We start from the raw sequence: 12501 nt of genomic DNA, 5'->3' as shown, positions 1-12501 counted from the left end.
CCCCGTCCGGATGGCCGTTTTGCATTTAGCGGCCTGTTTTCCGTCACTTCGGTCGCTTCGTCCGCCCGCCATGCGCTTCCGCCGCAGCTTCGTCGCACCGGTCGCGGGACGGATTCCTTCACGCTTCGATCCGGGTAGCAGGTCGCCAGACGGCCGATCGCGGCCGCCACAACCGCCCCGGCATCGACCGGGGGAAAGTGCAGGGAGTAACATCATGCGTAATCTGATCCTCATCCTCACCACCGCTTCGGCCGTCGCCGCGATGGCCCAGCCGGCCTTTGCCCAGGACTTCACCGGCCCACGCGTCGAAGCCACTGTCGGTTACGACAGCGTCAACGCCGACGTGCCGGTCACGCCGAACTCGCTGGAAGGTGTCCGCATCGGCGGCGCGATCGGCTATGACCTCGAGATCGGCAATGTGCTGGTGATCGGTGCCGAAGCCGGCTTCGGCTTCAACGCATCGGGCAACGTCATCGTCGCCGGCGACAAGCTGACGGCGGGCCGCGATCTCGACGCTTCGATCCGTCTCGGCGCGCGCGTCGCACCGCGCACGATGGTTTATGCCAAGGGCGGCTATGTCAACAGCCGCTTCACCCTCGAATCCGGCGCGACCAAGGTCTCGACCGACGAGGATGGCTGGCGCGCGGGCGTCGGCGTGGAGCACGCCATCAACGATCACATCTATGCCAAGGCCGAGTATCGCTACTCCGATTATGGCGACGACGTGACCCGCCATCAGGCCCTGATCGGCCTCGGCTACCGTTTCTGAGCGCGCATCGCGCCAGTCACGCGGAAGGGCGGCGCCGATCCGATCGGTGCCGCCCGACCGCCGTTCCCAGGGAAAATCTCATGAAGAATCTGATCTCGATCCTGCTCGCCTGCTTCCCGCTCGTCGTGATGATCGACGTGTGGCGGCACACCGTCTGAGCCTCAACGCGTGAGGCCGAGCCACGCCGCCATTGTGTGAAGCTCCCCTTCCAGTTCCGCTCTCGCTTCGCCCGGCGCATCGGGCTCCATGTGCAGCGACTGCACCAATAACCGCCCATTCTGCCGGTCCGATTTGAGATCGACCCGCGCCACCAGCCGGTCGCCGAGCAGGAAGGGCAGCACATAATAGCCATGCACGCGCTTCTCGGCAGGCGTGTAGATCTCCAGCCGGTAGCGGAAGCCGAACATGCGCTCGGTGCGGGCGCGTTCCCAGATCAGCGGATCGAACGGCGCAAGCAAGGCGCGGCCCTCGATCCGGCGCGGGCGGCGCGCGTCGCGATGGAGATAGGCCGGCTTGCCCCATCCGGCGACGTCGACCGGGATCAGCACGCCTTCGTCCACCAGCGCCGCGACGGCCGGATCGCTGTCCGCGGGCCTGATCCGGAAATAGTCGCGCAGCTCACCGCGCGTGGCGACGCCAAGCGCGCGGGCGGATCGTTCGATCAGCCCCTTGTGCGCTTCCTGCTCGGACGGGGTCGGCAGATCTAGGATCCGGCGCGGGAGCACGCGCTCGGTCAGGTCATACACCCGCTCGAACCCGCCGCGCCGGGTCGCGGTGGTGATGTGCCCGGCATAGAAGAGCCATTCGAGGATGCGCTTGGCGTCGCCCCATTCCCACCAGCCCGCGCGGCTGCGGCCTTCCTCGAAGTCCGAGACTGCCATCGGCCCCTGGTCGCGGATGCGCTTCAGCACCACTTCGGCTTCGGCGCGGCGTTCGGTGGCGAAGGCCTTCATGCTCGACCAGCCCATTTCGCCGCGATCCGCCCGCGCCATCTTCCAGCGCAGCAGCGGGTGGAGGTCCATCGGCAGCAACGAGGCTTCGTGCGCCCAATATTCGAACATGCGCCGCTCGCGCTTCGGCCCCCAGGCGCCGCGGTCGAGCAGCTTCGGGTCATAGCCGCCCAGCCGCGAGAAGATCGGCAGATAATGCGCACGGACCAGCACGTTGACGCTGTCCATCTGGTGGATCGCCACCCGGTCGAGCAGCTTGCGCAGATGCGCCGCGTTCGCCGCATCGGGCCGCTTCGCGCCAAAACCCTGTGCGCCCAGCGCGATCCGCCGCGCCTGCGCCGCCGTGATCCGTTCGATCGTCATGGCATCGGGATGCCGGGTACGATCCAACAGGGCAAGCGCCCCCTTGCGCCCGGCGACGTGCGCGGTTAGCATTTCCTTCCATAAAACTCATTTGCACCAATGATAATGCGGTGCGTCAGCGGGAGAGGCGATTTGGTCACGCGTCGTGGAGCGCTCGGCAGCATCGGCGGCGCAGTCGCGGGCGCGCTCGCGGCCCCTGCCGCCCGCGCGGCGACGCCGGCCAACTGGTCCGCGCTCGCCGCGGCCTATCGGATGCCCGACTGGTTCCGTGACGCCAAGTTCGGCATCTGGGCGCATTGGAGCGCGCAATGCGTGCCCGAATTCGGCGACTGGTACGGCCGCAAAATGTATATCCAGGGCGATCCGTGCTACGAACATCACCTGAAAACCTACGGCCACCCCGCCGACACCGGCTTCCTCGAAATCGAGAACAAGTGGAAGGCCGAGCACTGGGATCCCGAATATCTCGTCAAACTCTACAAGAAGGCGGGCGCCAGGTATTTCATGGCGCTGGCCAACCACCACGACAATCTCGACGCCTATGACAGCCGCCACCATGAGTGGAACACGATGCGCGTCGGCCCGAAGCGCGACATCGTCGGCACATGGGAGAAGATCGCGCGAGCGCAGGGGCTGCGCTTCGGCGTGTCGAACCACAGCAGCCATGCGTGGCACTGGTGGCAGCCCGCTTATGGCTATGATGCCGAGGGTCCCCGCGCCGGCCAGCGCTACGACGCGTTCCGGCTGACCAGGGCGGACGGCAAGGGCAAGTGGTGGGAGGGGCTGGACCCGCAGCAACTCTATACCGGCCCCGCGATGGTGCCGCCCGACGGCATCGCTTCGGTCGCCGCGATGAACGACTTCCACGAGACGCACAGCCGCCGCTGGATGGAATTCGCGCCGGAGAACAACCCGCATTTCGTCGCGAAATGGCTCCTCCGGCAGAAGGATCTCGCCGAAAAATACCATCCCGACATCATCTATTTCGACAATTATGCCCTGCCTTTCGGCACGGTCGGCCTCGAGGCGCTGGCCCATTATTACGACCTGTCGATCGCGAAGCACGGGCAGGTGGAGGTGGTCGCGACCGCCAAGACGCTCACCCCCTATCAGCGCACCGCGCTGGTCGACGATGTCGAGCGCGGCTTCCTCGACCATATCCGGTCCGAGCCGTGGCAGACCTGCACCTGCATCGGCGACTGGCACTACAGCCGCTGGCGGTACGACGCGAAAGCCTATGTCCCCGCCGCGAAGGTGATCCAGCGGCTGTGCGACGTGGTGTCGAAGAACGGCAATCTGCTGCTGTCGATCCCGATGCGCGGCGACGGCACGATCGACGGCGAGGAGGAGAAGATCCTCGCCGGCATCACGCGCTGGATGGCGCGCAACGGCGACGCCGCGATCTACGGCTCGCGCCCGTGGCGGGTGTTCGGCGAAGGCCCGTCGCAGCTCGGCAGCGGGATGCACAATGAGGGCAAGGTCGAGTTCAAGCCCGGCGACGTGCGTTATACCACGAAGAACGGTGCGTTGTTCGTTGCCTTCCTCGTCTGGCCCGACGAACCCGTCTCCCTCGCCGCACTCGGCAAGGACGCGATGCCCGATGCCGAGATCAGCCGCGTCACCCTGGTAGGCGGCGGCAGACTGAAGACCGAACGCTTCGGAACGGGGCTGACGATCACGCTGCCGCGTGCCAGAAAAGACGAAATGATACCGGTAGTCCGGATCGACGGGGGAGGATTGATATGAACCAGCCGGCGGCGGGCGCACGAGCCAGATACATCGTCCCGCTGCTGCTGATCGTCAGCCTGTTCTTCCTGTGGGGCGCGGCGAACAATCTCAACGACGTGCTGATGAAGCACTTCAAAAAAGCCTTCACCCTCAGCGACTTCCAGACCGGTCTTGTCCAGTCGGCCTTCTATTTCGGCTATTTCTGCTTCGCGATCCCCGCAGCTTTGTTCATGAAGCGCTTCGGCTACAAGGCGGCGGTGGTGCTCGGCCTGTGGCTGTTCGGCGCGGGCGCCTTGCTCTTCGTCCCCGCCGCCAACATGCACAGCTACGGTTTCTTCCTCGTCGCCCTCTATGTGCTGGCCAGCGGCCTCGCCTTTCTCGAGACATCGGCCAATCCGCTGATCACCGTGCTGGGCGATCCCGCGACTGCCGAAAGCCGCCTCAACTTCGCGCAGAGCTTCAACCCGCTCGGCTCGATCGCAGGCGTGCTGATCGGCAGCAGCTTCATCCTCTCCGGCGTCGAACTCACGCCCGAACAGACCGCGGCAATGAGCGAGACGGCGTTGCAAAGCTGGTACGCCGCCGAAAGCCAGGCGGTGAAAGGGCCGTATATCGCGATCGGCCTGTTCGTGCTGGCATGGGCCGCGCTGGTCGCGTTCGTGCGTTTCCCTGCCGCGGCTGTCGGCCCGGCCGCCGATGAAGTCGGTAGCAAGGGCGATTACCGCACCCTGATCGCCCGGCCGCGCTTCATGGGCGGGGTGATCGCGCAATTCTTCTATGTCGGCGCACAGGTCGGGATCTGGAGCTATCTGATCCGCTACACGCAGGTCGAACTGCCGGGCACGCCCGAGAAGCTGGCGGCGCAGACGATCACCGCGTCGCTGGTGCTGCTGTTCGTCGGCCGCTTCCTCGGCGCCGCGCTGATGCAGCGGATCGCGCCCGCGAAGCTGCTGACCGCCTTCTCCGCCATCAACGTCCTGCTGTGCGCCGTGGCGGTCCTGGCCGGAGGCACGCCCGGCCTCGCCGCGCTGATCGCGACCAGCCTGTTCATGTCGATCATGTACCCGACGATCTTCGCGCTATCGATCCGCGGCCTCGGTCCGCTGACCAAGGCCGGATCGTCGCTGCTGGTGATGGCGATCATCGGCGGCGCGGTGCTGACCGCGCTGATGGGCTATGTGTCGGACATCAGCTCGATCACGATGGCGATGCTGGTGCCCGCGGGCTGCTTCGTCGCGATCCTCGTCTTCGCCCGATCGGTGCGCTGACCCCGAAAGCAAAGTGGCCGCCCAACCGGGGATGCTCTACCCGGCCGGGCAGCCACCGCCGGTGACCGCCGATTGCGTCCCCCCTTTACGGCCGCCGAACCACGATCTCCTTGCCGTCATAGCTGAAGCTGAGCGCCGGATTCTCCGCGAAGTCCGGCACTACCGCCTTGCCCGGGCCATAGAAGCGCACCGAGATCGCACGCTTCTTTTCCATCCCCGGATAGCCGCCCTCGCGCGCACCGATGGTCAGCGTAGCGCTACCCTCGTCCCAGCGCAGCGGCACGCGCGCGAACTGGCCCTTCTTGTAGCCGGGGCTCAGGCCGTCATCCTCGTACAGCGAGAAGCTGCCCGAATTGCCGGTGAAGACGTGGAGCACGATCGGCCCGTCGGGCTGCTCGCCGGTCCATTGCGTCGCCGGACCGGTCGGTACGATCGAACCGGCGCGGACGAACAGGGGCATCCGTTCGCGCGGGGCATCGGCCTTCACCACCTGCCCGCCCTTGTAGAGAATGCCGGTGGCGAAATCGTACCACCCTGCCCCGTCGGGCAGATACACGTCGCGGCTGCGCGCCTTGAACACCGTCACCGGCGCGGCGAGGAAGGCCGGGCCGAACATGTATGCGTCGTCGATATTCCACACGCGCTTGTCGGACGGGAAGTCCATCACCAGCCCGCGCATCATCGTGCCGTCCTTGTGCCAGGTATCGGCGGCGACGGTGTAGATATAGGGCATCAGCCGGTAGCGGAGCCGGGTGTACTCGACCATCGACTGGTACATCGCGTCGTCGCCCGCCGCGATCTCGTAGATTTCGCGCTTGGGCGTCTCGCCATGACTGCGGAACAGCGGCGAAAAGACCCCGAACTGGAACCAGCGCAGATTGAGTTCGCGCCACTCGGGCAGATGCTCGGGTTCGGCGCGGGTGTAGCGATCCTCGACCGCGAACCCGCCGATATCATGGGTCCAGTTGGGCACGCCCGACATCGACAGGTTGGTCCCCGCCGAAATCTGATCGCGCAGATCGTCCCAGCGCGCCGCGACATCGCCCGACCAGAGCGCGGAGCTGGTCCGCTGCGTGCCCCCGAAGCCCGAGCGGGTCAGGATGAAGGGCCGTTTGTCCGGCTGCGCCACGCGAAGCCCGTCCGCCACGCCCTCGCCATGCACCAGCGGATAGCTGTTGAAGAAGGCCGCGCCCGGCCCCTGCGCGGTCGGCCCCATGCGTTCGGCGCGCTGCTCGATCGAGAGGTTGGAATGGATATCCGGCTCGGTCGCGTCCATCCACCACGCGTCGAACCCCTTGTCGACAAGCTGCTCGCGCATCTGCCGGAAATAGATCTGCCGCGCGTCGGGGGCATAGGGATCGTAATCGGTATTCTCATATCCCGGGCCGACCCAATCCTTCTCCTTCGCCTCCAGATTGCCGCGATAGAGATAGCCTTTGGCCGCAAGCTCCTGAGCGTTCTTCGTGTTCGGATAGAATTTCGGCCAGACCGAAATCATGATCCGCACATTCAGTGCATGGACCTCGTTCACCATCCCCACCGGATCGGGGAAGCGCTTCTTGTCGAACTCGTGGCTGCCCCACTGGTCCTCGGGCCAGTAGAACCAGTCCTGCACGATATTGTCGATCGGGATCTGGCGCTTGCGATACTCTCGCACCACGCCGAGCAATTGTTCCTGCGTTTCGTAGCGCTGGCGGCTCTGCCAGAAGCCATAGGCCCAGAGCGGCATCATCTCCGCCTTGCCGGTCAGCCCGCGATAGCCGGCGATCACCCCGTCCATGTTCGCGCCGGTCACGACATAATAATCGAGCCCCTTGGCCACTTCGGACGACATCCACAGCGAATTGCGGTCGGGCGCCGGCAAGGGGTCCGAATGGAACAGCGCGAGATAGCCGGCATTGGGTTCCCACTCGATCCTAATCTCGGCGGGCTTGCCCTTGGTCATCGGCAGCTCGAAATTGCGGAACCACGGGTTCCAGTTCTGCCGCCAGGCGTTCACCACTTCCTTCCCGTCGACGAAGACCTTGATGTAGCTCGACGCATAGAGGCGGAATTTGTGGATGCCGGTGGCGTCGGGCGTCACCGTGCCGCTCCATACGACATGCTGCTTGCCGACAACCTGTCCCGCGGTGTTCTGCCCGCTCTCCGGCGTGGCGACGGTCTGCGCCTTGGCGGCGTCGGGCCAGTTCTTCTGGTCCTTGATGAACTGATAGTCGATGAAGCTTTCCTGCCGCGTCACCGCCAGCCGGTCGCCGAGATAATATTCGGCCTTCCACCCCGGCTTGCCGCCGTTCGCGACGCGCAGCCCCTGCCCGACATGGGCATAGGGCGTCGGATTGCCGAAGCGGGTGATGCCGTTGTTGTCCCACAACAGCCCGTACCCTCGCGTCGAGACGACGAAGGGGATCGCAATGTCCATATTGTGCTGGGCGAGTTCGACGTCCTCGCCATTGTAATTCATCTGCCGGTTCTGGTGCTGGCCGAGGCCGTAAAGGCCTTCGTCGCTCGCACGGTTGAACTGCTGGCGGATCGTCAGATAGCCGGGCGTTGCGGACGGTCCGAAGGCACCGCGCGCGGACTCGGTCAGCACGATCCTGCCCGCAGCGTCGCGGAAGCGGACATTGCCATCGGACAAGCGGATTTCGGCCGTGGCGCGGGGCAGCTTCAGCGTCACGACGCCATTGGCGGTGGTCACTTGCGGATCGCCGCTCGGCTTCGCAGTCACCATCAGGCTGGCCGGCAGATCGAGGCTCTCGACTGGCAGCGCTGTCACCCGAAATGCCGCATCGCCATAGGCAAGCACGCGGACCCGCTTGGCCGGGCCGCTATCGGGCGTGACGACCACGCCATGCGCGACCTGCACCACATCCGATGCCAGCGCCGTTCCGGAATAAAGCGAAAGCGTCAGCGCCGCGACGCCGAGGAAAACCTGCCTCAATTCTCTCTCCCTTATGGCCAGCTGGCCAAGCGTATCCTCAGCACCTGAGGCAAACCAGTGAAGTTCAGCCCGTAATCGGTCTGGTCGCCGTTCCACACGCGGACGAACACCCATTTGCCGTCCTTGAAATAGCCTTCCTCGACCCGGTCGAGCATCAGGTTGCGCGCGCCCGGCTTGGCGAAGCCGAACTCGATCCGCGCGTCGAAGCCGGTGACGAGATACTCGTCCGGTCCCAGCCGTGCGACGACCAGGCCACCACGCGGCTCGCCATTGCCCTTGGGCGGATCGAAGCCGAACTGGCCGCGCCCGAAGGTGACCGTCGCCTTGTGCTCGCCAAGGTCGATCGTCTGGGTGAACTTTGCCTCGGGGTCGGTCGGCTCTGCGACGCCCCACACCTGCCCCTCATAGGCCAGCCGCGCCCATTCGCGCTGCATCGGCGCGAACAGACGATAGTTGCGCGCGAAACTGTCGACCGTATCGTCGTCCAGCACCTTTGCGCCGAGCGGGAAGTTGGAATAGCCGCTCTGGTCCATCCCGAACATCGACCAGCCGATCCCGCCCCGCCCGATCGTCGCGAAGAAATAGCGGGCATAGGCCTTCGCATTGCCCGTTTCGGCGACGAACAGCGGATTGTCCGCCCGCGCATAGGCATCGAGGAAGCCCAGATAGGTCTTGTGATCGGGATTGTAGATGTCGGGCGACACCAGATCGAGGTGCGGCGCGGCGGCCTCGTACACATCGATCACCGTGTTGGCGGGACCACCCGAGGCATAGGTGTTCGGGTCCTGCCACGCGAAGGGATTCCCCGGCAGCGCGGCATTGGCGTACATCGGCAGCGGCTTGATCGCTTTCCCCGCCGCCGCGATCTCGTCGATATAACGCGCCATGTACCAGCTGTGGAAGAACAGGTCGGCGTCGCGGCCATAAAGCTGCGTCCAGGTACCGGGTTTCTTGCCGGTCTGCTTCGCCAGTACATCGGGCACCTGCCCCGCGAACAACCGGTTGGCCTCGGGCGAATGATCGCGCGCGCTGCTGTAGCTGCCTGGCTCGTTCTGCACCTGCATCATGATGACCGTATTCTGCCGGTCGGTGTCGCGGAGATGCTTCATCAGCGCCACGAACGCGCGCTTGTCCGCCTCCAGCGTGGCGCGCGAATGCGGGGTCAGCGCGTAATGCGTCTTGCCCTCGCGATTGATCATCCGCGGAAAGCGTTTGTTATCGGTCTTCACCCAGCGCGGGGCATAGTGCGGGCTGGTGTTCTTCCACGTCGCGAACCACAGCAGCACCAGCCGCACATCATGTTCGCGCGCCTGCCGGATCAGCGTATCGACGAAGGAAAAGTCGAACTCCCCTTCCTCCGGCTCGATCTGCTCCCAGGCGATCGGCACCTGCACCGTGTTCGCCTGAAGCCGGTCGATCACCGGCCACACCTTGGGCAGCATCGCCGGATAGTTGCTCGAATTATGGACCTGCGCCGCCAGCATCAGGAACGGCGCGCCGTCGACCATCAGTGCGTGGCGGCCATTCTTCGAAACGATCGAAGGCACTGCCTGCGCCGCCGCCGGGGTGACGGCGACGGCGCATAGCAACGCAATCAGTACGGGAACCAGCCTCGACCAGTTGAACATCGCCGTCCCGCGCCTCCTTCTAGTTCCGGAAGCGGATGCTGAAGCCAATCCGGCGATCGTCCAACTGATATTTGCGCGGATGGTTGGGGACGTTCTGATACTGGATCTTGTCCTCGTTCGTCAGGTTCACCACGTCGAGCACCAGGCTGACGTTCGGCGACACGTCATAGGCGATCGAAGCGTCGATCTGTCCGTAGGACTTCACATAGATCGGGATCGCCCCTGTGCCGTTGCCCGAGATCGTATCGAGATAGCTGTCGCGCCAGTTATAGGCGACGCGCAGGCGCAGCCCGTATTTCTCGTACATCGCGACGGCGTTATAGCTCCACTTGGACAGGCCCTGCAGCGTGGTCGGCACGACGATGCCGTTGGCCAGCGTACCCACCGCGCCGGGCGCGGAGCTGTCGACATAGGTCAGGTTGCCCTGCACGCCGAAGCCGTCGAACGGCGCGGGCAGGAAGTTGAAGAAGGTGTTCCCACCGATCTCGAACCCCTTCACCTTGCCCTTGGTCCCGTTGATCAGCGCGGTGACCTGGAAGGGCTGAGCGCCCTTGCCCGGCACGTCCGCGTTGAGCGTATAGACCGCGTTGGCAAGGAAGTTGGTCAGGTCCTTGTAGAACAGGGTGCCGTACAGCATCGTGCTGCTGTTCGGGAACCACTCGGCCGAAACGTCGGCCTGGGTCACTTCCAGCGGCTTGAGATACGGGTTGCCGCCGCTGCCGGTACGATCGCGCAGCGTCGGCGTGCCGCCGCCCACCGGCGTCACGTAATTCTCGCTGAGATTGAACAGCGCGCGCATGTCGTAGAAGGGCGGCCGCGAAAGCCCCTTCGATGCCGCGGCGCGGAGCTGGAACTGCGGCGTGATGCGATAGCGCAGGTTCAGGCTGGGCAGGACGCGGGTGTAATCCTGCGCGACGTCGATCGGCGTCTGGACGATGATGTCCGCGCTGGTCGGGGTCGGGCGATAGGTGGTCAGGCTCCACCCCTTCGCCGAATTCTCGGTCTTGACCACGCGCACGCCGATATTGCCGCTGAACGCGTTGCTGTCGCCGAAGCGCAACATGCCATAGGCGGCATAGGTGGTCTCGTCCTGCACGTTGATGTCGGCTGCGGGATTGTAATCGGTCAGCGGCCGGGTGGCCGGGCCGCAGCAGGACGGTCCGGCGCGGTTATAGAGTTCGTTGAAGAACTGGCCCGCGTCGAACAGGCGGTTGTGCGCCAGCGCCGGCAGCGCCTGCACCGTCGCCTTGCCGCCATAGAAATTGTCCACGAACGGGTTGGTCACGCCATAGGCCGACAGCGGCACGACATTGTTGCCGCTCCACGGCGCCGACAGGAAGGTCCAGCTATACGGCGTCGAGCGGTTGACCGCCGATCGATCGGTGTAGCGCACGCCCGCAGTGAAGCTGCGCAGGAAGCTCGAATCGTCGAAATCCCATTCGAGATCGAGCCGCGCGCTCTTCTGGTTCGCGTCGCTGTCTTCCTTATGGTCCATCACCGCGATGAGGTAGTAATTCGCGACATTCTCGGCGCCCGTCGGGCCGAAGGTGATCTGCGGCACGTCGCCGCGCAGATCGACATAATAGCTGCCCGAATCCCGCTGGCCGAATGCCGAGTAGTTGCGGTTCTCGGCGGTCGCGGTGATGTACTGAAAGTCGGCATTCACCCGCAGGTTCGCCGCCGGCGACCATTTGAAGCCGCCCGCCCAGTCGGTGGTGGTACTGATGTTGAAGTTGATCTGGTTGTTGTTGTTGGTGGCCATGCCGTCATAGCCGCCGCGAAGGAACGTGCCGTCCGAGGCGAACTCGAACTGACCCACCGGCGTGAGGCCGGTGACGCCCTGCGGATCGGTCCCGCGCGTCACGAACGTACCGAGGTTCGACCCTTCGATATAATAGCGCGAGTGGAAGACCTGGGCATAGAATTCCAGGTTTGGGCTCGGCGCCCACTGGATCGCGCCATAGGCGCCGCGCCGCTCGCGATCGCCGAAGAAGGTCGCCCAGCCCGCGCCGTCGGTCACTTCCTTTGGACCGGTGATCCCGGCCGGCAGGTTGGTGGTCGAGACATAGGGCTCGATGACGAGTTCGTCCGAACGATAGTTGGACTCGAAATATGAGAAGTTGGCGAGGATGCCGATCTCGCCGATCCCGGTCTCCCAGCGATTGCTGATCAGGAACGATCCGTTGATCCGCGTGCTTTCGCTCAGGCTGTAATTGTTGACGCCCAGCGTCGCCGCGGCGACCAGCCCCTTCGCATCGAAAGGCATCCGCGTGCGCAGATTGACGAGGCCGCCGATCGCGCCTTCGACCAGCTCGGCCGACGGGTTCTTATAGACGTCCACGCCTGCCAGCAGTTCGGAAGGAACGTCCTCGAAGCCCAGCGCGCGACCGCCCGACGCGCCGAAGCTGTCACGGCCATTCACTTCGGTGCGGACCTGGGTAAGCCCGCGGATCGCGATGCTCGAACCTTCGCCGCGATTGCGGGTGATCTGGATCCCCGAGATACGCTGAAGCGCCTCGGCCACGTTGCGATCGGGCAGCGCGCCGATGTCGATCGCGGTCACCGAGTCGACGAACTGGTCGCTGTTGACCTTGATCGACTGGGCCGACGCGACCGAAGCGCGCAGACCGGTGACGACGATGCCTTCCTCTTCGTCGCCCGTCTGCTCCTTGTCGTCGGCCTTCTTGCCATCCTGCGCGAGCGCGGGCGATGCGACGCCCAGCGCGATCGCCGAAGCGCCGAGCAGCAGCCCGTGCCGCAACAGCAGGCCGAGCGCGCCGTCGGCAGCATCCCGATCATAATTCGACATGACATCCTCCCCTTTGCCGCATCCGTGCGGCGGCATTGTTCCTTGGGA

The 12501-nt window shown here is 64.9% G+C and carries 7 protein-coding genes; 3 read left to right on the top strand and 4 right to left on the bottom strand.

What is annotated here, in order from left to right:
* The first annotated feature begins 214 nt into the window (after positions 1-214).
* Complete coding sequence (locus HHL13_RS03315; RefSeq protein ID WP_169554330.1) at positions 215-769, top strand: porin family protein; 555 nt, start codon at positions 215-217, stop codon at positions 767-769.
* Between the two features lie 161 nt (positions 770-930).
* Here the strand turns inward: HHL13_RS03315 and HHL13_RS03310 are convergent, their stop codons facing one another.
* The gene (locus HHL13_RS03310) at positions 931-2082 is read right to left on the bottom strand and encodes a crosslink repair DNA glycosylase YcaQ family protein (protein WP_169554329.1); all 1152 of its coding nucleotides are present in this window, start codon (positions 2080-2082) and stop codon (positions 931-933) included.
* A gap of 132 nt (positions 2083-2214) precedes the next feature.
* Between HHL13_RS03310 and HHL13_RS03305 the strand changes: the two genes are divergently transcribed.
* Together HHL13_RS03305 and fucP are read left to right on the top strand one after the other, a co-directional pair.
* Positions 2215-3828, top strand: a complete 1614-nt coding sequence (locus tag HHL13_RS03305) for an alpha-L-fucosidase (protein WP_240953608.1) — start codon at positions 2215-2217, stop codon at positions 3826-3828.
* On the top strand, positions 3825-5078 hold the full coding sequence (gene fucP / locus HHL13_RS03300) for an L-fucose:H+ symporter permease (protein WP_169554327.1): 1254 nt from the start codon (positions 3825-3827) through the stop codon (positions 5076-5078). The genes HHL13_RS03305 and fucP overlap by 4 nt, the downstream gene beginning before the upstream one ends.
* Before the next feature lie 85 nt (positions 5079-5163).
* Here fucP and HHL13_RS03295 read toward each other — a convergent pair whose 3' ends face one another.
* The 3 genes from HHL13_RS03295 to HHL13_RS03285 are packed head-to-tail and all read right to left on the bottom strand — an operon-like array spanning position 5164 to position 12453.
* Positions 5164-8016 (bottom strand): TIM-barrel domain-containing protein, encoded by a 2853-nt coding sequence (locus HHL13_RS03295; protein WP_240953607.1) that lies wholly within the window; start codon positions 8014-8016, stop codon positions 5164-5166.
* An 11-nt stretch (positions 8017-8027) separates the two neighbouring features.
* The gene (locus tag HHL13_RS03290) at positions 8028-9644 is read right to left on the bottom strand and encodes a DUF5597 domain-containing protein (RefSeq protein ID WP_169554325.1); all 1617 of its coding nucleotides are present in this window, start codon (positions 9642-9644) and stop codon (positions 8028-8030) included.
* Positions 9645-9663: 19 nt separating this feature from the next.
* Positions 9664-12453, bottom strand: a complete 2790-nt coding sequence (locus HHL13_RS03285; protein ID WP_169554324.1) for a TonB-dependent receptor — start codon at positions 12451-12453, stop codon at positions 9664-9666.
* Between the last annotated feature and the right edge of the window lie 48 nt (positions 12454-12501).

This window comes from Sphingomonas sp. G-3-2-10, assembly GCF_012927115.1.
Classification (GTDB): Bacteria; Pseudomonadota; Alphaproteobacteria; order Sphingomonadales; family Sphingomonadaceae; genus Sphingomonas.
Note: the sequence above shows the minus strand (reverse complement) of the source record. Positions and strands in the feature narration are given on the sequence as shown.